Here is a 26,359-nt window from a genome sequence, read left to right on the forward strand (position 1 = left end):
GCGGAATTTGTCGTCCGCTCAGACGTTGAAGCGGAAGTGCACGATATCCCCTTCGTGCATGACGTAGTCCTTGCCTTCCAGGCGCCATTTGCCGGCCTCCTTGGCCCCCTGTTCGCCACCACAGGCGACGAAGTCCTCGTAGGCGACCACCTCGGCGCGGATGAACCCCTTCTCGAAGTCCGTGTGGATCACGCCGGCCGCCTGCGGGGCGGTCATGCCGCGCTTGATCGTCCAGGCACGCACCTCCTTCACCCCGGCGGTGAAGTAGGTCTGCAGTCCGAGCAGGTCGTAGCCGGCGCGGATCACGCGATCGAGCCCCGGCTCCTCGAGGCCCATCTCCTCGAGGAACATCGCCTTGTCGTCCCCCTCGAGATCGATCAGCTCGGCCTCGGTGGTCGCGCAGACGGGAACCACGGTGGCGTCCTCGCGCGCGGCAAGCTCGCGCACCTGGTCGAGGAACGGATTGTTCTCGAACCCGTTCTCGTCGACGTTGGCGATGAACATCAGCGGCTTGGCGGTGAGCAGGTGCAGGTCGTGGAGCAGGGCGAGCTTGTCGGCCTCGAGCTTCATGGAACGGACCGAGTGACCCTCGTCGAGCACTTCCGCGACCTGCTTGACCAGCTCGAGCTTGGCCGCGGCGTCCTTGTTCTGCCCGGACTTGGTCTGCTTGGTCAGCCGATCGACTGCCTTCTGCACGGTGTCGAGGTCGGCGAGCGCCAGTTCGGTGTTGATCACCTCGATGTCGGCGGCCGGGTCGACCTTGCCGGCGACGTGGACGACGTCGTCATTGGCAAAGCAGCGCACGACCTGAACGATGGCATCGGTCTCGCGGATGTTCGCGAGGAACTGGTTGCCCAGGCCCTCGCCCTTGGAGGCGCCGGCCACCAGCCCGGCAATGTCGACGAACTCCATGCTGGTGGGGATGACCCGCTCGGGCTTGACGATCTGGGCGAGGGTGTCGAGGCGCGGGTCGGGCACCGCCACCACGCCGACGTTCGGCTCGATGGTGCAGAACGGGTAGTTGGCGGCCTGGATGCCGGCCTTGGTCAGTGCATTGAACAGGGTGGACTTGCCGACGTTGGGCAGGCCCACGATGCCACAGTTGAAACCCATAGGGACTCCGTTGATTCAATGTTTAGGGAAGGTCTGCACGATTGCGATGGCATCTCTGGCCCGCGGGTTTGTTCGCTTTTCTGGCGCCGGACCGAAGACGGGCTCATTGCCCGTCGAGGGACGGCAACGACGAGTGCGGACAAACCCGCGAGCCCCGTCCGGGCGGGCCTCCAAAGACGTCATCGAATCGTGCAGACCTTCCTTAGGCGCGGCCGGGCAGGGCGGCCGCGGAATGTGTGTGCCGCCCTCTCAGGAGGACGGCCGATAGCTGTTGATGGCCTGCATCAATGCCGGTTCGTCGGCACGGACCAGGTCGGGCGCCAGGTGACGGATCTCGATCACGGCATCGTCGATCAGTCGGCGTTCGTCAGGCGGGGCACTGGTGAGCACGTAGCCGACCACGGCGTCTCGGTGCCCCGGGTGTCCCACGCCGATACGCAGGCGCCAGAAATTCGCGCTGCCCAGGGCCGCCTGGATGTCCTTGAGGCCATTGTGACCCCCGTGACCACCGCCGCATTTCAGCCGCAGGCGGCCGGGCGGCAGGTCGAGCTCGTCGTGGATCACGAGGATCTCTTCCGGGGCGATCTTGAAGAACTGAGCCAGCGGTCCGACCGACTGGCCCGAACGGTTCATGAACGTGTCCGGGCGCAGTAGCCGCAGGTCGACACCATCAACCATCACGCGGGCGACCGATCCCTTGAACTTGCGCTCTTCGGCCCAGTGGCCGCCCAGCGTCGCCGCAATCGCATCCACGGCCCAGAAGCCGGCGTTGTGACGCGTGTTGTCGTACTTCTGCCCGGGATTACCCAGTCCCACGATCAGCTTGATACTCATGGGCGCGGATTATCGCATAGCCGAACGCGCTGCTCGCCGGGGTCAAACGAAAAAACCCCGATCAATCGATCGGGGTCGGTCGAGCATCGAGGCAGGGAAGATCAGGCTTCTTCGTCGCCTTTCTCTTCCTCGCCGCCGGTCTCGGCCTGTTGCTCTTCCTCTTCCGGCTCCTTCTCCACCTTCGGCGGGTGGATGGCAACGACGGCGACGTCGTGCTCTTCACCCAGGGCCAGCTCCGGAATGGCGATGCCTTCCGGCAGCTTGATCTCGGACAGGTGGATGGACTCGTTCACGTCCAGGTCGGCCAGATCGATGGTGAGGTATTCCGGCAGCTGACGCGGCAGGCACTCGATCTCGATCTCGTTGTGGATGACGCTGATGACGCCGCCGGCCTTCGCGCCTTTGCTCTCTTCGCGATTGTCGAAGTGCAGCGGCACGTGCATACGCATCTTCTGACCACGGGTGATGCGCTGGAAGTCGGCGTGCAGCACGACGGTGGTCTTGTACGGGTGGCGGTGCAGGTCACGCAGGACCACCTCGTCGGTCTCGCCGTCGACATTGAGCTCGAGGATATGCGAGAAGAACGCCTCGTGGTCGAGGTGCTTCAGGAGCTCGTTATGGTTGATGGTCAGCGAGACCGGCGGCTTCTTGCCACCGTAGACGATTGCCGGGATGTTCCCTTCGCGACGCAGGCGGCGGCTCGCACCTTTCCCCAGGTCATCGCGAACGGACGCTTCAATCTTGAAAGTTTCTTGAGACATGATTGGGTCCACTCCAGAAATGAAAACCGCCGGGGCGACTCGAGGCCGACTCCCGGCGTCTGATGTACGGCTGCGGCCCGCGACCAAGCCCACAACCGACGCGCGCCACCCGATCGTTCGAGTGGCGCGCGAATTGTACAGGATTCGGATGCCGACCGGAAGGGCGGGGCGGGTCAGTCGTCGTTGTAGAGCGAGCTGACCGACTCGTCGGTGTGGATGCGGCGGATCGTCTCGGCCAGCATGCCGGCGACGGAAAGCACCCGGATGCGCTCGCAGGCCTCGGCCTCGGGCTTGAGCGGCACGGTGTCGGTCACCACCAGCTCGTCGAGGGACGATGCCTCGATGTTGCTGATCGCGTTGCCCGAGAGGATGGCGTGGGTGGAGTAGGCCACCACCTTGCGGGCACCGTGCTTCTTGAGTGCATCGGCCGCCTTGCAGAGCGTGCCGGCGGTGTCGACCATGTCGTCGACCAGCACGCAGGTCTTGCCCTTGACCTCGCCGATGATGTGCATCACCTGGGAGACGTTGGCGCGCGGACGGCGCTTGTCGATGATGGCGAGATCCGCGTCGTCGAGCCGCTTGGCAACGGCTCGGGCACGCACCACGCCCCCCACGTCGGGCGAGACCACGATCAGGTCCTCGTACTTCTGGCGCCAGATGTCGCCCAGCAGGATGGGCGAGGCGTAGACGTTGTCGACCGGGATATCGAAGAAGCCCTGGATCTGATCGGCGTGCAGGTCGACGGTCAGGATCCGGTCCACGCCGCCGCTCTGCAGCATGTTGGCCACGACCTTGGCGCTGATCGGCACGCGGGAGGAGCGGACACGACGGTCCTGACGGGAGTAGCCGAAGTAGGGGATGACCGCGGTGATGCGGTGAGCCGAGGCCCGACGCAGCGCGTCGGTCATCAGCATGAGCTCCATGATGTGGTCGTTCGTCGGATCGCAGGTCGGCTGGATGACGAAGATGTCGCGACCGCGGACGTTTTCCAGGAGCTCGACGGCGGATTCACCGTCCGAGAAGTGCGTTACCGATGCCTGTCCGAGTTGGCTATCCAGACTTTCCGCAACCCGTTCGGCCAGTGGCCGATTCGCGTTGCCCGTGAAGACCATCAAGGAGCGTGATAGTGACATCGGTCTCGCCGGTTGTTTGGCTGGGCCGGCAGGATTCGAACCTGCGAATGCCGGAATCAAAATCCGGTGCCTTAACCAACTTGGCGACGGCCCATTCGAAAGAGGTGCGCATCTTAACCAAGCGATCCGGGTTTGCCAAGGCCTGAGCACGGTTTTTTGCCGATTTTTTCCGAATCGGTGCGCACGGATTTCTAACTGGCTGATTTGCCGTTGCCGACCGACCGGGAAACGAAATAGCGGCGCAGGACGGGGTGTTTCGCTGCCAGGGCGTGGCCGATTCGCCGGCCTTCGTCGGCGGAGGTGACCGGGGCAAACAGGCACGCGCCGGAGCCGGTCACGCGGGCGAATCCGGCCTGGGATTCGAGATCATCGCGCAGGGCAGCCAGCGCCGGATGCGCCGCCAGGAGTAGCGGTTCGAAGACGTTGGTTGCCCCCTGGCGCCAGTGTTCGAGCAGGTCGGTGTCGGAACGCTTGGGCGTGTCGCGCTTGAGTCCGTCGGCGGCGAACAGTCGGGCCGTCGGCGATGACAGCGCCGGAATGAGCACGAGGTAGGTGCCGGTGGTCTGCCCGGCGGTGCCGGGATGCAACTCCTCGCCGATCCCGTGGGCCGTGGCACTCTCCCCGCGGACAAACACCGGCACATCCGCGCCGAGTTCCCGGCCAATTTCGGCTAGTGTCTCGCGTGACAGATCGAGTGCCCATTCTCGGTTGAGCGCGAGCAGCAGGCAGGCCGCCGCGGCCGAGCCGCCACCCAATCCGCCCCCGACGGGCGCGTGCTTTTTCAGGGTGATGTGTGCGCCGAGCGGTCGCCGCCGTGGGGCCTGTTCGAGGTCGTGCGCGTATTGGCGCAATCGCAAGGCGGTGCGGTACAGGAGATCATCGCCGGGGTCGGTCGGCCGCCCGTCGATCGGCTCGTCACCGGCGATCCAGTCGACGCGGATGTCCTCGGGGTTCGTGTCGACGAGGAGTTCGTCGCCGTAGTCGAGCAGTTCGAAGAACGTCTGCAGCTCGTGGTAACCGTCCGGACGTCGGGCATTGATGTGCAGGTAGAGATTGAGCTTGCTACCGGCCCGCCGCCAGGCCGGGCTCCCGCCCTTGGTGGTGGCGTTCTCCAGGGGGCGGTCGGTGGTCAGCCCATCGGCCGTCATTGGCGGCCTTGCCCCACGTCCCAGGCGTGGACGGCGATACGGATACGCATGCCGTCGTGGCGCAGTTCGACGAAGTGGGGCAGGGCGAATCGCCCGATCTCGCGGTAGCGGTCGTATTCCACCTCCCAGCCCTCGTCGGTAAAGGACAGCAACCGTCCCTGGTCGTCGAGGCGGTACTCGTCCGATTCGAGTGCCTCGAGCGAATCGCTGGGCAGGCCGCGCACCCAGCGGGGCAGGGTCGACAACGGGATGCGCCAGCCGGTCTGCTCCTCGAGCAGGGCCTCGGGACGATCGGTGACGCGGCGATTCCCGTTACCGTCGGTCAACAGCATGTGATCGGCGGTGCCAGTCATGGCCAGTCGACCGGTATCAAAGGGGCCGGCCAGTTCCAGCGAGGTGACCGTGCCGACCTGGGTCCATTCGAGCTGCACGCTACCGCCCGTCACCCCGGAGCGGACCGCGGCGCGTCCATCGAAGGCCCAGTCGCTCATCGATTCGAGGGACTGTTCGTGGGACTCCCAGGCGGCCAGCTGCGCGTCGCTGGCCGGTTCGGACGGTGGTGTGCCGAGCAGCGAGGCACAGCCCGAAAGCAGGGCGCTCGCGGCGAGCAGGGCGAGCGCGCGCGGGAACGGGAGGGGTACTGAGGCGATGGCAGGCATGTGGTTAGGTATTCGTAGTCAGGTATGGGATCGGGCCATCGGACCGCCAGGAGAAACACGGAACGACGGCGGCTGGGCCTGTCGGGTCAGGGCTGTCCGTCCGCCGGCACCAATTCCGGGGCGTACTGGCGCAAGGTATCCAGAAGCGTCGTGTCGTCGGCATCGAGTTTCAGGGACTCCTGCCAGACCCCCAGCGCGGCATCACGCTGACCGTCGACCCAAAGCACTTCGCCAAGGTGGGCGCCGATCTCGGCGTTGGGAGCGCTGCGATAAGCGCTGCGCAGCGCCTTGAGGGCCGCTTGCACGTCGCCCTGGCGATATTTGAGCCACCCGAGGCTGTCGAGGTAAGCCGGGTTGTCCGGATCGATGTGCAAGGCACGCCCGATCAGATCCTCGGCCTCGTCAAGGCTGCGGTCTTCGTCGGCCAGCGTGTAGCCCAGGGCGTTGAGGGCCGGCGCGTGTTCGGGGTCACGCTCGATCAGTTCGCGCAGCACGCTGATTGCCGAGCCCGATTCGTCCAGGGCAAACAGGGTCATGGCCTTCTGGAGCCGGAAGTCGCTGGCATCCGGCCACGCGTCGATGGCCTGATCGGCGATATCGAGGCTCTCCTCGAAGCGCCCGGACTGGGCCAGCGTCGAGGCCAGCGCAAGCATCAGTTGCTGCTGATCCGCCTCGTCGATCTCCTCGGAAAGCAGGGCGGTTTCAAGGCCACGTAGGGCCGCGTCCGGCTCACCCTGGTCCACGCGGGCGCCGGCGAGCAGCACCTGGGCGTTGGCGTAATGCTCGCTGCGCGCGCTGACCCGGGACAGGGCCGATTCGGCGGCGGCGAGATCGGCTTCCTGCAGCGCGACTCGGCCGCGGATCAGGTGAACCACGTCGGATTGACCCGGCAATCGCTCGAGGCGCGCCAGCGCCTGTTCGGCAAGGTCGGGACGATCCAGCCGGAACGCGAACAGCGAAACGTTGCGGAGCAGTTCCGGGTCGTTCGGCCGGGTCTGCAGGGTGCGTTCAAGCAGTGCGAGCGCACTCTCGTTCTCGCCGGCGGCGAGGCGCGCTTCGATCAGGCCGCTTGCATAACGGCCTTGGTCCGGGAAGCGATTGTGGGCCTTTTCCAGCACCCGGATCGCCTGCTGGACGTCACCGTCGCGGTTGGCGATCACCATGGCGAGGTCGTAGGCCATGGTTTCGTCGGGGCGCAGTGACATGGCCCGGCTGGCCGCCTCGCGCGCCAGCGTCATTTCGCCAAAGGACAACGCGAGCTTGGCGACGACGACCTGGGCCTCGTACTGCTGGGGAAAGCGCTCGGCCAGGTGATGCGTGTAGGCCACGGCACGCTCGCGCTCGAGACTCTTCTGCAGATACTGACCGGTTTCGTTGAAGATCTTCTCGACGTTGCCGGAATCGGACTCCAGCCACTGATTGAGTGCCCGGTCGGCCTGCTCGGTTTCCCCGAGCTCCAGCGACGAAATCATCATCACCGCGGCCGCTCGCGCGTTGCCCGGGGCGAGTCCACGCAGGCGTTCGCCCAATTCCTGAGCGAGGTCGAAGCGGTCGGCGAAGATCGCGGCCTGGATGGCACGCTCCAGAACGGCCGCGTCATTGCTGTTCCTGGCCACTTCGGCGTAATGCATGGCGGCCTGATCGTAGTTCTTCTCGCGTCCGTAGAATTCACCGGCCAGGATGTGAAATATCGGTCCCTGATCGAAGGCCTCGAGCTCACGCGACGTGGCCGTGGGAGATGTGCCGGTGGGTTGTGAGACGTCGACACCGGTCGGCACCGAGCGCTCGGCGGCCGGGCTGATCGAGCAACCGGAACCCAGCCCGACGACCATGGCCAGGGTGGCAATGGTCGCAAGGCTCATTCCGGGAATCGGTGCGGCGGGCGAGATCGGGCGCATGGCGGGCCTGTCGAGACGGTGGATTCACGTGGCCGGACGCCGGGTCGGGCCAATGGCGTCCATTGTAGTGCAACTGCCTGCCGGCATGGCGGACGAAAGCGGCGACCGACAGGCATCGACACGTGACGGCCAGGATCACTCACTCGCCTGACCGGGCATGACTATTCGTAGAATATATATTATGTTAAATATAGTTGAGAGTGATCCCTGCCATCGGAACGATGGCGCGGCCATGGATAACAGTCTCGTCCGCCTTTCGACGGACTTGCTGCCGCCACATGACGTCTTCTCACCTACCACCGGTACTTTCCCCACAACTCGGGGTTGGCCCAGTTGCGCGCGTTCAGCCAATCCGGCGTGTGCTTGTACGTCTTTATGTCGAACAGGTAGACGGGCGCGTCCGGCGCCTGGCGGGTGAATCCCAGTGACACCATCTTCCGATTCACGTCACTTCCGATCGGATGATCGTGGCCAACGTGCGCGATCACCGGGTGGTTCGCGCGATCGCGTAACGCGGCGAACAGCGGCAACAGCGCATCCGACCACGCGTCCAACTCCACGATCAGTTCAATCACCACCTCGGTGTCGATCGTCCTGGCGATCAACTGGTCGACGTCCAGGTCGTCGGACGCCACGTCGGGAAAGTCGCCCGGCGTCCCGTCGAGACGCGCAAAAACCGTCAGACGCGCGGCGTCCGGATACGGCTTTCTGCACGCAATCAACCGGTTGTCGGTTTGGGACAGCCGATTCCTGGACGCGGGCTCGACCGCCCGCATCACCAACGTCGGCGTTTTTTTTGCATTCACTGTTGACAGCCCCTCTCAGGATTCCTAATATGCGCCGCGTTGCCCAGGTGGCGGAACTGGTAGACGCGCTAGTTTCAGGTACTAGTGGAGAGATCCGTGGAGGTTCGAGTCCTCTCCTGGGCACCAAATTCAAGACCCGATCAAGGCCGACGACTCACGCAGTCTCGGCCTTTTTCGTTTTCGGACCACGTGATCCGGACGGGAACCGCCTCCGACAATAACAAAAGGCCCACCGCCGTTGGTGGGCCTTTTTTCGTTGTTCCACTTCGGGAGGCGGCAAAAGGACCACCCGAGGCAGCGCCCCGAGCCGTCAGCCGGCGTTGAAACGCGCCTTGAGCGCTTCCAGGCGCTCCAGGGCGGCCGTTGCGCCCTCCTCCCGCAGCTCGGACTCGATCATGTCGAAGCTCTCGCGATCGCCAACGTCCAGGAAGGCTTCGGCCAGACCAACGCGGGTGTCGATATCGGCCTCGGCGTCCGCCGCCGCGGCCTTCTCCTCGGCGGCAGCGCTCTCGAGCGCCTCCGCCTCGTCCTGGGCCTGCTCGTCGCTGGCCGGCGTTTCGCCGAGATCGAGATCAAGGCCCACGTCCTCGTCCGGCGTGGCCTTCGGCTCTTGTGCCTCTCCGGCCGGCTCGTAACCGGACAGGTCCAGGTCCAGCGGTTCGGGTTCGCCCGTCTCGATGCCCTGATCCTCGACACTGGCCGCTGGCGCTTCGTTGTTCGGCAATTCGAGCTCGCCCGGTTCCTCGCCGCTCGTCGCGGTCGATGCCGTGGCATCGCCCTCTTCGGCGGCCGGGGTCTCCAGCGCGAACGAGTCATCGAAGTCCATCAGCTGATCGTCCTCGGACGGCGTCGCTTCAGGCTCCGGCGTGGCGAGCATGTCGTCGGCATCGTCCCAATCGACCGCACCCTCCTGACCTTCCGGTTCCGCGGCACTCCAATCGTCGGTCGATTCCGGTGCACCGGCGGTCGAAGCATCCGAGTCGCCAATCTCCGGGGTCAGGTCATCCTCTTGAGTCCCTTCACCGGACGCGTCCACGTCGGACGGCGTCACGGCGGCGTTGTGGGTTTCGGCGTCCTCGATGCCCTTGAGTCGGTTGAGCGCCGACTGAAGGCCAGCGTGACCCGGATGCTCCGCCAAGCTGTCCTGCAATAATTCCACTGCTTGGTGGGTCAGGTTGAACGACTCGAGCACCCTCGCCTCTTCCAGCGCCATCTCCGGGTTCATCGGGTCGTCCATGCCCGTGGCCGACGCGGAGGTCGACTCCTCCGACGCATCCTCGGAAGCCGCCCCGGCAGACGACTGGGCACCAACGGCAGCCGCGCCAAAGGCGGCGGCACCGGCGGTGGTTGCCGCCGAAGAACCGGGCGGGGTCGATTCGACCACCGGCTCGCGCTCACTGCGGCGCGTGTCGGAACGATCGGCGGCGTCCGCCGTGACGGGCATGGCAATGGCGGGCTCCTCGTCACGACGACCGCGTCGCAGGCCAAGGGCGATCAACAAGGCGATGACGACCAGACCCAGCGCGCCGGTGAGGTACTTGCCCCACTGGACCCAGAAATTTCCGGAATCCTGTTGGGCCTGGGCCAATTCGGCGCGCGACTGCTGCACGACTTCCTGCAACTCGGCGATCTGCGCGTCGCGCTCGTCGATCGCGACCTTGACCGAATCGATCTGGTCCTTGAGCGCGCGGAGCTGTTCCGTGAGCGCCTCGTTCTCCGCCCGCACGGACTCGACCTCTTCCTGATCGAGCGCCGTCTCGCGGTCGACAGTGGCATCGGGCGATGCCTGCGTGCTGTCGGCGATCGCCGCCAGGGGTTGTTCGCGGGACAGGTCACCGAAACCGCCAAGCTCGGTCGGTGTGGCGGCGGTTTCACCGCCTTCGTTCTCGGGGCCCAGCAGCTCCAGCGCCGGCAGCCGCTCGACCGGCGAGGCGCCCTCTTCCTGCCCTGCGTCGGCCGTATCGCTGGCCACGCTATCGGCAGACGCGTTGCCGGGCACCTTCAGACGGGCCCCCGCCATGAGGGCATTGCCGTTGCCGTTGGCGAACGCCTCGGGGTTGGCATCGATGATCGCCTGCATCATCGGACGCACGTCGGCGCCGTCGTCCACGTAGTCGCGGGCAATCTCGTAGAGGGTGTCTCCACGCTGAACGTCACGGGTGGCGTCGAGCGATACGTCACGAGCCGGCTCCACGCGCTGCCATGCGGTGGAGGCCGGCTTGGCACGGGGTGTCGAAGCGGTTGTGGCCGGTTGGTCGGTGCTGCCCGCGGTGACGCGGGACTGCTGCGAGGCGCCGATCGACGGGGGATCGAGCAAGAGGTTGTACTCGCGGATCATTCGCCCCTGCGGCGAATCGACCTCGAGCAGGATGCTCAGGATCGGATCGCGAATCGGGCGCTTGGACCCGATCACGACGAACTCCCGCCCCCCCTCGGATGCGATGCGGAAGGTGAGATTCCCCGTGATGTTCTCCAAGGGCACCCCGGCCTCCCGGTAGAACGAGGGCGGGGCCAACTTGACGGTGATCTCGTCGAGTGGCTCGTCGCTAGAGCGCGCCAGAGGCACCCGCACGTCGAGGGGTTGGCTCAAGTACGACTGCACCCGGGCCTCGCCCAGGGTGGCGGCCTGGCTGATCAACGGGGTCCCGGCACCCAGAATACCCGCAATCACCAAACTCAACTTCCGCATGTCACTGACTCCTTGCTCGTGCCGGCGTGATGGGTAGCTCCCCTTCTACGCTCCGGCGCCTTCCTTATGGGGAAATCTGCTCGAATACCCAATGCCTATGGCAAGCCCCTTCGGGCGGGTCGCCAGGCGCCCATCTGCGGTGTTGCACCGCTTGCCAATGACTACGGCCATTGGCGGCGCGCTGCGCCTAGCATCTGGACGCCTGGCGACCCGCCGAGGCGTTGGTTATTCGTGCAGAGTTCCCCTTGGCCCCATTTCGAGCCCGATTGTGCCACAGATCAGAGGTAGTCGCGCACCAGGCACTCGGCGATCTGGACGCTGTTCAATGCCGCGCCCTTGCGCACGTTGTCGGCAACCACCCAGAGGTTCAGGCCGCGCTCGTGCGAGATGTCCTCGCGGATGCGGCCGACGTAGACCGGGTCGTGCCCCGCGCCCTCGGTCACGGCCGTCGGGTAGCCGCCGTCACGCCGGGTGTCGAGCACCTCGATCCCCTCGGCGTTCTTGAACAGCTCCCAGGCCTGCTCGGCGGTGATCTTGTCGCGGGTCTCGATGTGGACCGCTTCCGAGTGCCCGAAGAACACCGGTACGCGAACGGCAGTCGGGTTCACCAGGATGGACTCGTCCTCGAAGATCTTCTTGGTCTCCCAGACCATCTTCATTTCTTCCTTGGTGTAACCGTTGTCCTGGAACACGTCGATCTGCGGCAGCGCGTTGAAGGCGATCTGCTTCGGATAGACCACGGCATCCGCGTCCTGACCATTGAGCTTGCGGGCGCTTTGGGTAGCCAGCTCCTCGATCGCCTCCTTGCCCGAGCCGGAGACCGCCTGGTAGGTGGCGACGTTGATGCGCTCGATGCCGACGGCGTCGTAGATCGGCTTCAATGCGACCAGCATCTGGATGGTCGAGCAGTTCGGGTTGGCGATGATGTTGCGCTGGGTGTAGCCCGCGATCGCGTGGGCATTGACCTCGGGAACGATCAGCGGCACGTCATCGTCGTAGCGGAACTCGGAGGTGTTGTCGATCACGACACAACCGGCGGCCGCGGCCTTGGGCGCGAATTCGCGGGAGATCGCGCCACCCGGCGAGAACAGACCCACCTGGACCTTGGAGAAATCGAACGTCGCCAGATCCTCGACCGTGAGGAACGAGTTGCCGAATGCCACCTTCTTGCCGGCGGAACGCTCGGATGCCAGCGCGTACACCTTGCCGACCGGGAAATTGCGCTCGGCCAGGATGGACAGCATGGTCTCGCCAACGGCACCGGTGGCACCGACGACAGCAACGTCGACCGTCTTGCTCATGAAGATTTCTCCTTGGGATTGGAAGTCTGGTGCAAATCGTGGGCGGGCCGCCCGCCGTTAACCGGCCGCGTGCCCGCTGTCTGCAATGCCTCTAGCCTAGCGCATGACGCCGGGCGACCGAAGCGGGAAATGGATTGGGGAATCAGTTGCCAAGCGCATTGACAACCGCCTCGCCGATCTCGGCGGTCGAGACCTGTCGCATGCCCGCCTGCATGATGTCCGGCGTGCGCAGCCCCTGATCGAGCACCGCCACGCAGGCGTTCTCGATCCGCTCGGCCAGATCGCCGCGGCCGAACGAATAGCGCAGCAGCATCGCCGCCGAGAGGATGGTGGCCATGGGGTTGGCCACGCCCTGCCCGGCGATGTCGGGGGCCGACCCGTGGCTGGGTTCGTAGAGGCCCTGCCCCTTTTCGTTGAGCGAGGCCGAGGGCAGCATGCCGATCGAGCCCGACAGCATCGACGCCTGATCGGAGAGGATGTCGCCGAACAGGTTCTCGGTGACGATGACGTCGAACTGCTTGGGCGCGCGCACCAGCTGCATCGCGGCGTTATCGACGTACATGTGCGAGAGCTCGACGTCCGGGTACTCGGCGGCCAGGCGGTTCATCACCTCGCGCCAGAGCTCGGAGGTCTCAAGCACGTTGGCCTTGTCGACCGAGCACAGGCGCTTGCCGCGCTTCTGCGCCGCTTCGAAGGCGACGCGACCGATGCGTTCGATCTCGCCCTCGTTGTAATGCATGGTGTTGAAGCCCTCGCGCTGGCCATCGACCTCGCGAATGCCGCGCGGCTGGCCGAAGTACACCCCGCCGGTCAACTCGCGCACGATCAGGATGTCCAGCCCCGAGACCACCTCGGGCTTGAGCGAGGAGGCATCGGCCAGCGCGCTGTAGAGCATCGCCGGGCGCAGGTTGGCGAACAGGCCCAGTTCCTTGCGAATGGCAAGTAGGCCGCGCTCCGGGCGCAGCGGGCGATCGAGCTCGTCGTACTGCGGGCTGCCGACGGCGCCGAGCAGGACGGCATCGGCCTCGTTGGCCTGTTGGCGCGTGATCTCGGGGAACGGCTGACCCTCGGCATCAAAGGCCGCCCCGCCGATCAGCCCGTCGGTGAACGACAGCTCGAGGTCGCTTCCCTCGACCACCGCCTTGAGCACGTTGACCGCCTGTTCGGTGATCTCCGGGCCGATGCCGTCGCCCGGCAGCACGAGAATGTTCTTGCTTGTCACGGTGTTGCGTTTCCTTTCTTCAAATCGTTGTTCGGTATTCAGCCGCCGACGTTGCCGCGCAGGTCGTTGAACAGCCACGGCGTCTTTTCCATCTGGGCGGTCTCGTAGGCCTTGATCTTGTCCGCGTGCTCGAGGGTCAGGGCGATGTCGTCGAGCCCCTCGATCAGGCAGTGCTTGCGGAAGCTGTCGATCTCGAAGGCGTACTCGCTGCCGTCGGGCGCCTTGACCACCTGGTTCGGCAGGTCGATCTCGAGTTCGAGCCCCGGGTTGGCCGCGACGGCCTTGAAGATGGCGTCGACCTCTTCTTCCTTCAAAGCAATCGGCAACAGGCCGTTCTTGAAGCTGTTGTTGAAGAAGATATCGGCAAACGACGGCGCGATCACGGCGCGGAAACCGAAGTCGGTCAGCGCCCAGACGGCGTGCTCGCGCGAGGAACCACAGCCGAAGTTTTCGCGGGCCAACAGGATGGTCGCGCGGTCGAACGGCTCCTGGTTGAGCACGAAATCCGGGTTCTTGCGGCGCTGGCTGTGATCCATGCCCGGCTCGCCCGGGTCGAGGTAGCGCCAGTCGTCGAAGGCGGTCGGGCCGAAACCCGTGCGCTTGACCGATTTGAGGTACTGCTTGGGGATGATCGCGTCGGTGTCGACGTTCGAGCGGTCCAGCGGCGCGACGATTCCCTTGTGGGTGGTGAATGCCTGCATGATGAATCTCCTTACGCTTGACGGACGTCGACGAAGTGCCCGGCCACGGCGGCCGCGGCGGCCATGGCCGGGCTGACGAGGTGGGTGCGACCGCCCTGCCCCTGTCGACCCTCGAAGTTTCGATTCGAGGTCGAGGCGCAGCGCTCGCCCGGCTCGAGGCGATCGGCGTTCATCGCGAGACACATCGAGCAGCCCGGCTCGCGCCACTCGAATCCGGCCTCGAGGAAGATCTTGTCGAGCCCTTCCTTCTCAGCCTGCTCGCGCACGAGCCCGGAGCCCGGCACGACCATGGCGAGCGTCACGTTGTCCGCGACGTGCCTGCCCTTGATCGCCGCGGCGGCGGCGCGGAGATCCTCGATGCGCGCGTTGGTGCACGAGCCGATGAACACCTTGTCGATCTGGATGTCGGTGATCGGCGTGTTGGCCTCGAGCCCCATGTATTTCAACGCGTTGCGCATGCCTTCGGCCTTGACCGGGTCGGACTCGGCCGCCGGGTCCGGTACGCGGGCATTGACCGGCACGACCATCTCGGGCGAGGTGCCCCAGCTGACCTGCGGCTCGATCTTGGTGCCATCGAGCGTGACCACCTTGTCGAATACCGCGTCCGGGTCGGACTTGAGCGTGCGCCAGTACTCGGCCGCGCGCTCGAACATCTCGCCGGTGGGCGCGAACGGCTTGTCCCGGAAGTAGTCGACCGTCTTCTCGTCGACGGCCACCATGCCGGCGCGGGCGCCGGCCTCGATCGACATGTTGCATACGCTCATGCGGCCCTCGATCGAGAGCGATTCGATCGCCGAACCGGCGAATTCGATCGCGTAGCCCGTCCCGCCGGCGGTGCCGATCTTGCCGATGATCGCGAGCACGACGTCCTTGGCGGTCACGCCCGGCCCAAGCTCGCCCTCGACGCGCACCTGCATGGTCTTGGTGCGCTTTTGCAGCAAGGTCTGGGTGGCCATGACGTGCTCGACCTCGGAGGTGCCGATGCCGAAGGCCAGCGCGCCGATCGCCCCGTGGGTGGAGGTATGCGAATCCCCGCACACGACCGTGGCGCCGGGCAGCGTGAAGCCCTCCTCGGGGCCGATGATGTGGACGATGCCCTGGCGCATGTCGGCCATCGGGAATTCCTGCACACCGAATTCCTGGCAATTGCGGTCGAGCGTGCTGACCTGCTCGCGCGAGACGGGGTCGACGATGCCACCGGCCCGGTTGGTGGTCGGCACGTTGTGATCCGGCACGGCCAGCATCGCGCCGGTGCGCCACGGCTTGCGCCCGGCCAGGCGCAGACCCTCGAAGGCCTGCGGGCTGGTTACCTCGTGAACGAGGTGACGGTCGATATAGAGAAGCGCCGTACCGTCGTCCTGTTCGTGGACGACATGCGCGTCGAAGAGCTTTTCGTAGAGTGTCTTTCCGGCCATGGCCTTTTCCTCCGGATCACCCGGGCGGCGCCGCAGGCCGCTCGGGATTCATTCCGCCATATAAGTAATTTGGGTCAGTGACTTGCGAGGTCTTGTTCGCTAAAACTCGTAAAATCCGTCGTCCAGCCCCGAGGCGGGCGGGTCGACGGCATGCTCGATCAGGTCGCGTAGCTTGATCACGCGCAACACCTCGTGGTGCGTCGCGGCCAGCACCACCGGCGGCGCCACGCCGGCCTCGAAGGCCTCGCGCCACCGCCAGGCACAGACGCACCAGCGATCGCCGGCGGTCAGTCCCGGAAAGTCGTAGGCCGGGATCGGCCGGCGCAGCTCGTTGCCCTGCGCGGCGGTGTAGTCGAGAAACGCGTCATCGAGCTCGGCGCAGACGCCGTGCACCCCGCCGTCCTCGGCGCCGACCAGGCATCGGCCGTCGCGGTAGAACCCGGTTACGGGATCCACCGAGCATTTCGCCAGTGGCAGGCCAAGCACGTTGAGGGCGGCGTTTGTCATAGCGCAATCATAGGGATGCCCGACCAATAACTAAAATGGAAATCGCGCATGAGTGCTATATCTTATGGTTATAGTCACGCGCAGGCACGACGCGGAGAGACGCGATGAACCCCCTTCACCTCGATACCCAGCAACTGCTCACCTTTCTCGCCGTCGCCGAGACCGGGTCGTTCTCGTCGGCCGCCCTGCGGCTGCACATCAGCCAGCCGGCGGTATCCAAGCGACTCGCGCAGCTCGAAGACCGGCTGGGCTTCGCGCTGTTCGACCGGATGGGGCAGCGAGTCGTGCTGACCTACCGGGGCGAGCAACTGCTTCCGGCAGTGCGCGAGATGCAGAGCTGCCTGGACGACATCTTCACGGCCGCTGAGGTGAGTGGCGAGGCGCTCGGCGGCCGACTCGCGCTGTCGCTGAGCCACTACGCCGGCCTGCACCTGCTGCCCGGGGTGCTCGAGCGATTCTCGGAACGCTACCCGCAGGTGCTGCTGGATCTGAGTTTTCACGACTCCGAGCGGGCCATCGACCAGGTGGCCACCGGCGAAACCGCGCTGGCCTACGCCACCCTGCCGCCGCGGCTTGACGACCGCGTGCGCACCCGCGTGCTGTGGGAAGAAGTCATGCAACCGGTGGTCGCCCGCCGCCATTGTCCCGGCGGCATGCCGGCTGGCCTCGAGGCGATCGGCAAGCGCCTGCCGTTGATCCTGCCGGCCGAGGCGACCAGCACCCGCACGGCCATCGACCGCTGGCTCGACGACCGGCAATTACTGCCGCCGGCCATCATCGAGATCAACCAGCTCGACTCGATCGCGGTCCTTGCCGCCACCGGCGTTGGTTGGGCGGTGCTGCCGCCCACGCTGTTACGGGACGATCTCGTACGCCTGGACCTGGGCGACCCCGGGGGCAATGGCGACGATCGCTTGCCGCATCGACGCCTGGGAGAAATCACGCCGCTCGGTCGAGCGCCCCACCCGCTGGCCGAGGCGTTCAGTGAGCTGGTCGACGCCGCAGCCACTCTCCAGGGCCCGGCAGAGAACGTCGCTGACTGACGACACGATGGTGCGCGCGGAACGGCATCAGCCTGCCGTTGTCTCGTGGGCGGTCTCGAGCGCGACCAGTCGGGTGCTGATCAGCCCGGCGATTACCACGAAGGCCAAGGCAAAACCGAGGCTCCCGGCGATGCCCAGCCACTGGTAACTCGCCCCGGAAAGCACGGTGCCCAGCAGGCGCCCGCCGGCGTTGGCCGCGTAGTAGAAGCCCACGTTCTGCGAGGCCTTCACGTCCGGCGAGTAGCGCAGCACGAGATAGGAATGCGTGGCCGAATTGAGCGCGAACACGATGCCGAAGAAGGCGAGGCCCAGCGTGATGATCCAGCCGGCGGTCTGTCCGGAGGCGATCGCGAGCAACAGCGCGGCCAGCGGCAGGACCAGCGCGAAGCTCCAGATCACGGCGGTGCGGGCGCCCGGCCCGTTGGCATGGCCCTCCCCCGGCTTGCGTCGCGCCCCGAGTAGCCACGGGGCGCTCGACTGGACCAGCCCGTAGCCGATCACCCACAGGGCCAGGTAGGCACCCACCCAGTGGAAATCCCAGCCGATCGAGACCAGGAACACCGGCAGCGCCACCACGAACCAGACATCCCGGGCCGCGAACAGGAACAGGCGCGCCGCGGCCAGCCAGTTGATCAACGGCTCACGCGAGAACATCTGACGGAAGCCGGTCTTTTCCTTGATCGCGCCGAAACCGCCCGGCAACGTCAGGGTCATCAGGAAACCCGCGACCAGCACGGCGGCGAGCGCCCCCATCGCCCCCTGGAAGCCGAGTGCGGCCAGCAGCACGGCCCCGAGAAAGAACCCCGCGCCCTTCAGGGCGTTCTTCGAGCCGGTAATCCACGCCACCCAGCGAAACAACTGCGCGTTGCCCTCGCGCGCCACCAGCTTGACCCCGGCCTTGGCCGACATCTTGTTGAGATCCTTCGCGATGCCGGACAACGCCTGGGCGAGCATCACGTAGGCCACCGTGAGCCAGGCATCGGGCACGGTGAGCATCAACAGCGCGACGATCTGCAGACCGGTGCCAAGCTGCATGGTGCGATTCAGGCCGATGCGCGCCCCGAGCCATCCACCGACCAGGTTGGTGACGATGCCGAAGAACTCGTAGAACAGGAACAGCATCGCGATGGCGAACGGCGAGTAGCCGAGCTGATAGAAATGCAGCACCACCAGCATGCGGATCGCCCCGTCGGTCAGGGTGAACAGCCAATAGTTGCCGGTGATGGTCAGGTAATGGCGCAATGCCTGGGTCATGGCGAGTGGCATGGGTTGATGACTCAGGCCCGACCGACCATCGAGACGAGCTCGACCAGCCGCTGGGCATATCCCCATTCGTTGTCGTACCAGGCCAGCACCTTCACCAGGTCGTCGTCGATCACCATGGTCGAGGGGGCATCCACGATCGAGGAGCGCGGGTCGTTGACGTAATCCACGGAGACCAGGGGGCGGGTCTCGAATCCGAGAATGCCGGCCAGCGGGCCGCGCTCGGCGGCGACACGCAGCAAGTCGTTGACCTCCTCGACAGTCGTGGCGCGCTCGGGGGTGAAGACGAAGTCGGTCAACGAGGCATTGAGCAAGGGCACCCGCACGGCCAGCCCGTTGAGACGGCCGTCGAGTTCCGGAAAGATCGCGCCGATCGCCTTGGCCGATCCGGTGGTGGTCGGTGACAGCGACATCGACGAGGCCCGGGCGCGGCGCCAGTCCTTGTCACCCTTGTCGACCACCACCTGGGTGTTGGTGAGGTCGTGCATGGTGGTCATCGTGCCACGCCGGATACCCAGGCCTTCGTGCAGGACCTTGACCACGGGGGCGAGGCAGTTGGTGGTGCAGGAGGCCGCGGTGACGATCCGATGCCGGGTGGCATCAAAGCGCTGGTGGTTCACGCCCATGACGATGTTCACGACGTCGGCGTGCTTGACCGGTGCCGCGACGACCACGCGAGAGACGCCCTGCTCCAGGTGCGGCGTGATTTCGTCGAATTGGCGCCAGCGGCCAGTCGACTCGATCACCACGTCCACGTTCGATCCGCGCCAATCAATCCCCTCGATGGCGTCGCTTTGCGTGAAACGGATCTCACGCCCGTCGAGCGCGAGCGTGCCGCCCTCCCCGGCAAGGGAACGCGACCAGCGTCCGTGCACGGAGTCAAACTCGGTCAGGTGGGCCATGCAGGCGGCATCCGCGGCCGTTTCGTTGATGTGCACGACCTCCAGGTCGAGCTCCGGTCGATCCGCAAGCGCCCGGAACGCCAGGCGCCCAATCCGGCCAAAGCCGTTGATCCCTACACGGATGGTCATGTCATCAAACTCCTGGTTGTGATCGAGGAAACCTTCCCGCCCGCCGAGCTACGGGTGTCTCAAGGCCGTCGCGGTCGACGCCTTTTATATGCGTTACGAAGTATATTACGGCGATCCTAGCCCGGGATTATGACAAGAGGATGTCGTTCGGTTCCCGACCGCGTGACGCGGAACTGCCCCTCAAGGGAGGTCGATTCACTGCCCGGACGTGAGACCCACCCTGCCTTGCCCCGACACCCGCCGATTTTCATGCCGTTGACGACGTCAAGATTTTGGCCTGATTCGACCGGAATCCGGCCGTCCCGAGTTTTTCACAGAAACTGTGGATAACTGTGTGGAAGAACCCGAGAATCCACGGTCCCACAAGGCAGGAGACGTTGTTGGTCATTTTTTCGCCATCTCGTCACCCTCGAGGCCAAACCCATGAATAACAACGGGTTATCGACGAACGCTCCCTAACTGACTGATTCGTCGTCCACGAAAAAGGCGCAACCGACGTTGCGCCTTTGTTGATGTGGAAAATGCCGGCTGTCAACCCTTGACAGTGGCGATTTTTCCCATCATTTCGCGCCGATCAACTCGATCGCGTAACCGTCCGGATCGGCAACGAAGGCAATGATGGTCGAACCGGCATTCATCGGGCCGGGTTCGCGCAGGATCTTGCCCCCTTTCTCACGAATCTTTTCCGCCGCCTCGTAGACGTCATCCACCTCGATCGCAATGTGCCCATAGCCGTCGCCGAGGTCGTACTGATGATCGCCCCAGTTGTAGGTGAGCTCCAGCACGGCCGTTTCGCTCTCGTCGCCATAACCGACGAAGGCGAGCGTGAATTCCCCGGCCGGGTAATCCTGCTGGCGCAGCAGCTTCATGCCGAGCACGTCGGTATAGAAGGCCAGCGACTTTTCCAGGTCACTGACACGGATCATGGTGTGCAAAATGCGCATAATTGATCTCCACGGGTGGATGGGTGTCTTTAACGAGAGCGTGGGCGCGAGACTCTAGTCGATCCGGTCGATGCTTGCGAGCGCCGCCGGCATCCCGATGATCAGGAGGTCATCAGGGCCGGGTCAGCGGCGTGGGACGGTGCAGCAGGAAGCCCTGTACGTAGTCGACGCCCACCTCGATCACCTTGTCGTACTGATCGTCGGTCTCGACCCATTCGGCCACGGTCTGCGCCCCCATCACCCGTGAGACTTGCGCGATGGCCGCGACGATCACTGCGGCCACGGGATCGTGCGACAGGTCGTCGATCAATCGTCCGTCGATCTTGACGATGTCCGGGTTCAGGCGCCGCAGATACTCGAACGAGAGGAACCCTCCACCAAAGTCATCCAGGGCAAAGCGACAACCAATGCGACGCATCGCGCCGATGAGGCGCTCGGCTTGGTCGAGATTGAGGATCGCGGCGGTCTCCGTGATCTCGAAGATCACCCGAGCCGGATCGACGCCCGATTCCCCCAGTGCCTGGCGTATGAACTCGAGCATCTCGGGGTCCTGCACCGAATGCCCCGAGAGGTTGATACTGACCGTGCCGGCCTCCGCGGGCTGCTGCGACAACCAACGGCAGCTTTGTCGAATCACCCACCGGTCAATCTCACCCATGGCGTGATGTTTCTCGGCGATCTCGATGTATTCGCTGGGGAAACGCATCCGACCATCGGCGTCGGTCACCCTCAGGAGCATTTCGTGGATCACGCCGCGAGCCGGGTCGACCGGGGCGATTCGCTGGGCCGCCAGATCGAGCCGGTCCTCGGCGATGGCGGCACGCAAGGCGTTGTAGCGCTCGATCTGCTGCTCGCGTTCCAGGAGTTCGGTGTCCTCGCCGGAGAACTGCACCACGCGGTCGCCGCCGAGCCGTTGGGCGCTCTGGCAGGCACGCTCGGCATCCTCCAGGCGGCGGGAGGCCAGCAGATCGTCACTGTCGATGCGCGTGACGCCCACACTGGCCTTCAGGCGCAGGTGCTCGTGTTCGTCCGGCAGACGGAAGGCGTGGATGATCTCGAGCACCTCGCGCGCGACCAGCGTGCAGGTATCCCGGCTGGACAGCGGCATCCAGATGACGAATTCGTCTACCCCCATGCGTGCGAGGACCGCATCCGAGGGTAATTCCAGCGAGAAGTGGCTGGCCAGCGAGGCGAGGATACGGTCCCCCAGTTCACGGCTACCGATCTCGTTGAGCAGACGGAACTCGTCGAGATCGATCCAGACCAGGCAGCTTGCATGGGTCGGCTCGTTGCGCGGCGTCTTGCCCGGCATGGCCTGGGAGAGAAATTCCTCCATCGCCTCGCGATTGAGCACCCCGGTCAGGCGATCGTGTGTGGCCCGGTACGTGAGCAAGGCGTTGGCCGAACGCAGATCCGTGACATCGAGCATGGAAACGAGCAACTGACTGTCACCCTCGTCGCCGTGGGCCTCCAGGCGGCTGATCTTCACGTTCACGTCAAGACGCTGGTTGTCCCGTTCGATCACCCCGTCGATCGATTGCGTTTCCCGCGTCTCGACGCGCTCGACCAGGTCACCGAAGGCACATTGCGGTGACAACCCATCGATCTGCAGGTTGAAGGCATCGCAGAACGCCCGCCCGGCCAGCTGCCCCGTCAGTTCGGGGTGCGCGAAGGCCTCGACGGCATGATTGGTCAACAGGATGCGACCCTCGGTATCGGTGAGCACCGCGCCGGTGTGCAGGCCGGAAAATGCCCGGCGCAGGCGGCGCTTCTCGGCGCCCAGGCGGCGGGTCGCACGCCGTGCCTGCCAGGCGAACAGGGCCAGCACGACGGCGAGAATCAGCACCAGGTAGTGCCAGAAATGGCGCAGCAAGGAACCCAGGGACACCGGATCCGGCAACCACTTGTCGTGCAGGCGATCGACGATCGAGTAGTCCAGCGGAGTACGCCAGCCGGCAATCCGGGCCTGCTCGGCGGCCGACGCCTGAGCGGGCATGGCGATCAGCTGGCGGGCGACCCGGGCCGCGAGCCCGTCGGGGGCGCGTTCGGTCGCGGCAAACGGCCACTCCGGGACCAGTGGCGTGTTGCTTGGGTAGGGAAAGCCCTCGCGCTTCGCCTCGCCGACAGGGATCAGCCGGCTGTCGGGATAGGCCTCGAGATAGCGCTGGAAGAAGCTTGCCCTCACCACGCCGGCGTGGGCGCGTCCGTCGAGCACCGCGTCGACCACCGCCTCCAAGGGCAATCCGGTGAATATCGGGGTGATCTCGTGTTCCACATCGAGACCGGCGTTCTCCAACGCCTGCATGCCAAGCAGCCAGCCGCCCAACGCGTTGGGGCTGGTGCCGGCAATCCGGGTACCCACCAGGTCGTCGAGTGCGGCAAACCCGGTGCCCTGGCGGGTGAACACCACGGCCCCGAACTGTTCGAGCTCACCGCCGTTTCCCCTGACCACGAGGGTTGCCAGCGGCCAGATCGCGCCGAGCCGCGAGAGCTCCGAGTATTGCAACGACTGGGTCAGCACGAAATCGAGCCGTCCCTGGACAAAGGCGTGGCGCAACTCCGACAGGAACAGCGGCACGATCTCGAATCGATACCCCGGGTTGCGTTCGCTCAGGTAGTCGGCGGTCGCCTGCCAGCGGTTGATCGCCTCGTCCTTGCCGGCATACGCGAGCACGCCCACATGGATCGGGGTGGCGGATTTCTCCGTGCCGGCGGATTGGGCCTCGGCCGGGCCGGCGACGATCACCGCCAGGCAAACGATGGCCGCGACAAGCAAGCGAGGCACCACCGTGTTGATCGGCAGCCGCCCCGGAACACGCGCGCTCATCATCTGCAGCCAGTCCTTGCCGTTTCGCGGCATGCCAATCTCACCTTCCGTATCCGTTGGATTGCCCCGCGCACTCGCGAGCCGATGTTGGCGGGCGCCAGTCCGTCCACGTGCCCCACACCGAACGGGCCGCGCCAAGACGGGCCAGGGAAGCGTTTTCGTCAATCGGCCAGCGCTCGCTGCTCAAGGGCCAGCCGCGCGATCAACGGCTCGGGGCGATGCAGGAGATAGCCCTGCGCGAAATCCACGCCGATCGTTTCCAGCTGGGCCAGCGTGGCCGGGGTTTCGACCCATTCGCCCACGGTCCGCGCCCCCATCACGCGTGCCACCTCGTGGATCGACTCGACGATCACGGCGGCGACCGGGTCGTGTTCCAGGTCGCTGACCAGCTTGCCATCGATCTTGACGATGTCGGGCTTGAGTTGACGCAGGAATTCGAACGAGATCAACCCGCCACCGAAGTCGTCAAGCGCCACCAGGCATCCCACGTCGCGTAGCGAGGCTATCAGTTCCGCCGCCTGATCGAAATTCGAGATCGCCGCCGTCTCGGTAATCTCGAAGCACAGCCAGGTGGGGTCGATCTCGTTGCGCTGCAATTCCTCGCGGACGAACCCGATCAACTCGCCGTCCTGCATCGACTGACCCGAGAGGTTGATCGTGAGCCGTGCTGGCGGCTCGCCGGTGTCGGTGCGGTGGGCGCGCAGCCCCTCGAGCGCGCGTCGAACCACCCAGCGGTCGATCTGGGGCATGAAATTGAATCGCTCGGCCAGCTCGATCAGCGGCGCCGGCGAGCCGAGGTTGCCGGCCTCGTCCGCCAGTCGCAGCAGCACCTCCAGACGCACGCCGACCGTCTCCGCGGCGCCGATGGCGTGGATTTCCTGGGCATGCAGCACGAAGCGATCCTGCTCGACCGCCTGCTTGAGCCGGTTGAGCTCGGCGAAATCCGATTGACGCAGGGAGCGTTCGGCCCCGCTTTCCTCGAATATCACCAGGCGATTGCCGCCCAGCTTCTGCGCGGTCACGCAGGCGGATTCCGCCTCTTCGATGACGGTTTCCGCGTTGTAGTTGCCCCCGGCGGCCAGCGGCCGGACACCGATGCTCGCCGAGGTGCGTAGCGCCCGGCCCTCACCGTCGAGGCGAAAATCCCGGATCGCCTGCAGGATACGCTCCGGCCAGCTGCCAGCGTCGGCGCCCCTGAGAAAAATGCCGAACTCGTCGCCGCCGACGCGCCCGACCGGGGTGTTCGCCGGCAGCACCACCCGCAGGTAGCCGGCCAGGCGGCGCACCAGCTCGTCGCCCATGCGGTGGGAACCACCCTCGTTGACCAGGCGGAAATGATCCAGGTCCAGCCACAGCAGGATGCCCTCCTCGATCGACCGGGTGGCGTCGTCTGGGTGCAACAGGCCGCGGATCTTCTCGAGGAAGTGTCGACGCGTCAGCAGGCCGGTCAGTTCGTCATGCGTGGCGCGGTAGGCCAGCTGTCGGCTGGTCTCGTCGAGCTCGGTGATATCCATCATCGAGACGACCAGGCGCCGCGTGGGCTCGCCTGCCGAATCCATGCGCGCAACGGTCAGGTTGAGCACCCGCCGGGGGTGACCGTGGGCGAGTATCACGGCGTATTCCATCCACTGGCGGGTCGCGAGTTGTTCCAGCATGCCCACCAGCGAGAAGTCATGGTTGTCGTGGCGCAGCATCAGGGCGAAGACGTCGGTCAGTCGTTGCCCCATCGCCGTGGCCGCGTCGCAGCCCTCGGGCAGCAGCCGCTCGGCCGACGGATTGAGAAACTGGATGCGCCCTTCCCCGTCCAGCGTGATGACCGCTTCGTGCATCGCCGTCAGGGCGGCGCGGTGCTCGCGTTCCCGACGTGTCAGCAATTGCCGGGCACGCCATTGCTGCCAGAGCAGGAGCGACAACACCGCGCTGAGTGCCACCGGGACCACCCACCAGTGCGCGCGCAACCAGTCGACCACGCTCACCGGGGGCGTCAACCAACGGTCGGCGAGCGTCTGGAGGTCGCTGTAATCGACCGGCTCGGACCAGCCGGCCAGGTTCGCCGCCTGCATGGGCGCCGAATCGGCCGGCATGGTCAGGAGCGTTGCCCGCACCTGCTCACGCAACGGTTCCTCGGCCCGCGAGGTGGCGGCGAGCGGCCATTGCGGCATCAGTCGCGTGGACAGGGGGTGTGGATACCCCGGCTCGCTGATCCGGTTGAGGACGGTGAAGGTCTCCGGTCCGTACCGTCCGGCCTCGATCTCGCGGGTGAGCACGTCGGCCCGCACGATACCCGCATCGGCCCGACCGGCCGCCACCGCGCCGAGCACGTTGCTCATCGGCAGGCCGACGTACAGCGGCAGGATGTCCGCCTCGATGGATAGCCCCGCCCGCTCGATCTCCTCCATGCCCAGGATCCAGGCGCCGAGCGCGTTGGGGGCGACCCCCGCGACGATCGCCCCCTGCAGATCGGCCAGATCCTGGATTTCCTCGCGATCGCTCAACCGCACGATCGCCGAGCCGAAGCGGTTGCTCGGACTGCCCGCCCCGTTGACCACCCGCGTGGCCAGCGCCTCGAGCCCGTAATCGGCGCGCAACTGAACGAACTGCAGCGGTTGAAGGTGGACGAAGTGCAGCTCGTTCTGGCGAACCGCTCGAGCCACCTCCTGAAGATAGGGTGGCCGGATCTCGAATCGCGTCCTATCGATTCGGTCACTGAGAAAATCCGCGGTCGGGTTCCAGCGCGCCTGCGCCTCCTCCTTGCTGGTGATGGTCAGCACACCGATCGTGATCAGCCGATCCTCGCTCGCCCAGGCCTGGGCGAGTGCCGTCGACTGCCCGCCGAGCAGCAGTAAGGCCGTCAACAGGAGTGCCATCACGCCTTGCGCCCAGCAGGCGACCCCACGAACGGGACCGCAGACATGAAAAAGGCGGGCCGTGACCGACGTCACGCCCCGCCCTTGCGGATTGGTGCCGAACTTCCTGCGGTTTGCCACACGCTGCATGCCAGACATCCCTTGCCTGTGAAACACACCCTTGCGGGGTCGGGTCGGCTCGTCCCTGGCGCCCGCCC

The 26,359-nt window shown here is 65.6% G+C and carries 20 protein-coding genes and 2 tRNA genes; 2 read left to right on the forward strand and 20 right to left on the reverse strand.

Translation table 11 applies throughout. From position 1 onward, the window contains the following. Window positions 1-18 precede the first annotated feature (18 nt). From ychF to FAZ79_RS01265, 9 genes are all read right to left on the reverse strand, one after another. Window positions 19-1,113, reverse strand: coding sequence for a redox-regulated ATPase YchF (gene ychF, locus FAZ79_RS01225; RefSeq protein WP_136866098.1), 1,095 nt, complete (start codon window positions 1,111-1,113; stop codon window positions 19-21). A 249-nt stretch (window positions 1,114-1,362) separates the two neighbouring features. Further along, on the reverse strand, window positions 1,363-1,947 hold the full coding sequence (gene pth, locus FAZ79_RS01230) for an aminoacyl-tRNA hydrolase (protein WP_136866099.1): 585 nt from the start codon (window positions 1,945-1,947) through the stop codon (window positions 1,363-1,365). A gap of 101 nt (window positions 1,948-2,048) precedes the next feature. Then, on the reverse strand, window positions 2,049-2,708 hold the full coding sequence (locus FAZ79_RS01235) for a 50S ribosomal protein L25/general stress protein Ctc (protein WP_136866100.1): 660 nt from the start codon (window positions 2,706-2,708) through the stop codon (window positions 2,049-2,051). 173 nt (window positions 2,709-2,881) lie between these two features. Beyond that, on the reverse strand, window positions 2,882-3,841 hold the full coding sequence (locus FAZ79_RS01240; protein WP_136866101.1) for a ribose-phosphate diphosphokinase: 960 nt from the start codon (window positions 3,839-3,841) through the stop codon (window positions 2,882-2,884). Between the two features lie 17 nt (window positions 3,842-3,858). Then, a tRNA-Gln gene (locus FAZ79_RS01245) sits at window positions 3,859-3,935 on the reverse strand. 97 nt (window positions 3,936-4,032) lie between these two features. After that, window positions 4,033-4,989, reverse strand: coding sequence for a 4-(cytidine 5'-diphospho)-2-C-methyl-D-erythritol kinase (gene ispE, locus FAZ79_RS01250; RefSeq protein WP_136866102.1), 957 nt, complete (start codon window positions 4,987-4,989; stop codon window positions 4,033-4,035). Next, window positions 4,986-5,648 (reverse strand): lipoprotein insertase outer membrane protein LolB, encoded by a 663-nt coding sequence (gene lolB, locus FAZ79_RS01255; protein WP_136866103.1) that lies wholly within the window; start codon window positions 5,646-5,648, stop codon window positions 4,986-4,988. The genes ispE and lolB overlap by 4 nt, the downstream gene beginning before the upstream one ends. 86 nt (window positions 5,649-5,734) lie before the next feature. Further along, window positions 5,735-7,510, reverse strand: a complete 1,776-nt coding sequence (locus FAZ79_RS01260) for a tetratricopeptide repeat protein (protein ID WP_169303511.1) — start codon at window positions 7,508-7,510, stop codon at window positions 5,735-5,737. Between the two features lie 329 nt (window positions 7,511-7,839). After that, window positions 7,840-8,352 (reverse strand): DUF6231 family protein, encoded by a 513-nt coding sequence (locus tag FAZ79_RS01265; RefSeq protein ID WP_169303512.1) that lies wholly within the window; start codon window positions 8,350-8,352, stop codon window positions 7,840-7,842. A gap of 41 nt (window positions 8,353-8,393) precedes the next feature. Here FAZ79_RS01265 and FAZ79_RS01270 point away from each other — a divergent pair. After that, window positions 8,394-8,478: transfer RNA gene (locus FAZ79_RS01270), tRNA-Leu, on the forward strand. Window positions 8,479-8,662: 184 nt separating this feature from the next. On the opposite strand, the gene FAZ79_RS01275 is transcribed toward FAZ79_RS01270, so the two are convergent. The 6 genes from FAZ79_RS01275 to FAZ79_RS01300 form a co-directional block, all read right to left on the reverse strand. After that, entirely contained in the window at window positions 8,663-11,041 is a 2,379-nt protein-coding gene (locus FAZ79_RS01275) for a FimV/HubP family polar landmark protein (protein ID WP_136866106.1), read from the reverse strand. A 278-nt stretch (window positions 11,042-11,319) separates the two neighbouring features. Then, entirely contained in the window at window positions 11,320-12,342 is a 1,023-nt protein-coding gene (locus tag FAZ79_RS01280) for an aspartate-semialdehyde dehydrogenase (protein ID WP_136866107.1), read from the reverse strand. A 142-nt stretch (window positions 12,343-12,484) separates the two neighbouring features. Beyond that, on the reverse strand, window positions 12,485-13,540 hold the full coding sequence (leuB, locus tag FAZ79_RS01285; RefSeq protein ID WP_136866220.1) for a 3-isopropylmalate dehydrogenase: 1,056 nt from the start codon (window positions 13,538-13,540) through the stop codon (window positions 12,485-12,487). A 62-nt stretch (window positions 13,541-13,602) separates the two neighbouring features. Continuing rightward, complete coding sequence (gene leuD / locus FAZ79_RS01290; RefSeq protein WP_136866108.1) at window positions 13,603-14,265, reverse strand: 3-isopropylmalate dehydratase small subunit; 663 nt, start codon at window positions 14,263-14,265, stop codon at window positions 13,603-13,605. Window positions 14,266-14,276: 11 nt separating this feature from the next. Beyond that, window positions 14,277-15,680 carry a 3-isopropylmalate dehydratase large subunit gene (gene leuC, locus FAZ79_RS01295; RefSeq protein ID WP_136866109.1) on the reverse strand — a complete coding sequence of 468 codons (1,404 nt, stop codon included), beginning with the start codon at window positions 15,678-15,680 and terminating at the stop codon, window positions 14,277-14,279. A gap of 99 nt (window positions 15,681-15,779) precedes the next feature. After that, complete coding sequence (locus tag FAZ79_RS01300; protein ID WP_136866110.1) at window positions 15,780-16,187, reverse strand: DUF2237 domain-containing protein; 408 nt, start codon at window positions 16,185-16,187, stop codon at window positions 15,780-15,782. Between the two features lie 104 nt (window positions 16,188-16,291). Here FAZ79_RS01300 and FAZ79_RS01305 point away from each other — a divergent pair, with 104 nt between their 5' ends. After that, window positions 16,292-17,230 (forward strand): LysR family transcriptional regulator, encoded by a 939-nt coding sequence (locus tag FAZ79_RS01305; protein ID WP_136866111.1) that lies wholly within the window; start codon window positions 16,292-16,294, stop codon window positions 17,228-17,230. A 27-nt stretch (window positions 17,231-17,257) separates the two neighbouring features. On the opposite strand, the gene arsJ is transcribed toward FAZ79_RS01305, so the two are convergent. The 5 genes from arsJ to FAZ79_RS01330 all read right to left on the reverse strand — a co-directional run bounded on the left by arsJ (window position 17,258) and on the right by FAZ79_RS01330 (window position 26,162). Continuing rightward, entirely contained in the window at window positions 17,258-18,496 is a 1,239-nt protein-coding gene (arsJ, locus tag FAZ79_RS01310; RefSeq protein WP_247709457.1) for an organoarsenical effux MFS transporter ArsJ, read from the reverse strand. Between the two features lie 11 nt (window positions 18,497-18,507). After that, window positions 18,508-19,524: an ArsJ-associated glyceraldehyde-3-phosphate dehydrogenase gene (locus tag FAZ79_RS01315; RefSeq protein WP_136866112.1), complete on the reverse strand. Its 1,017-nt coding sequence runs from the start codon at window positions 19,522-19,524 to the stop codon at window positions 18,508-18,510. Between the two features lie 560 nt (window positions 19,525-20,084). Further along, window positions 20,085-20,468, reverse strand: a complete 384-nt coding sequence (gene gloA / locus FAZ79_RS01320; RefSeq protein ID WP_136866113.1) for a lactoylglutathione lyase — start codon at window positions 20,466-20,468, stop codon at window positions 20,085-20,087. Window positions 20,469-20,580: 112 nt separating this feature from the next. Beyond that, window positions 20,581-23,328, reverse strand: a complete 2,748-nt coding sequence (locus tag FAZ79_RS01325; protein ID WP_136866114.1) for an EAL domain-containing protein — start codon at window positions 23,326-23,328, stop codon at window positions 20,581-20,583. 128 nt (window positions 23,329-23,456) lie between these two features. Continuing rightward, window positions 23,457-26,162, reverse strand: a complete 2,706-nt coding sequence (locus FAZ79_RS01330; protein WP_169303513.1) for an EAL domain-containing protein — start codon at window positions 26,160-26,162, stop codon at window positions 23,457-23,459. Window positions 26,163-26,359 lie beyond the last annotated feature (197 nt).

Origin of the sequence: Guyparkeria sp. SB14A (genome assembly GCF_005096345.1) — a bacterium.
GTDB lineage: Bacteria > Pseudomonadota > Gammaproteobacteria > Halothiobacillales > Halothiobacillaceae > Guyparkeria > Guyparkeria hydrothermalis.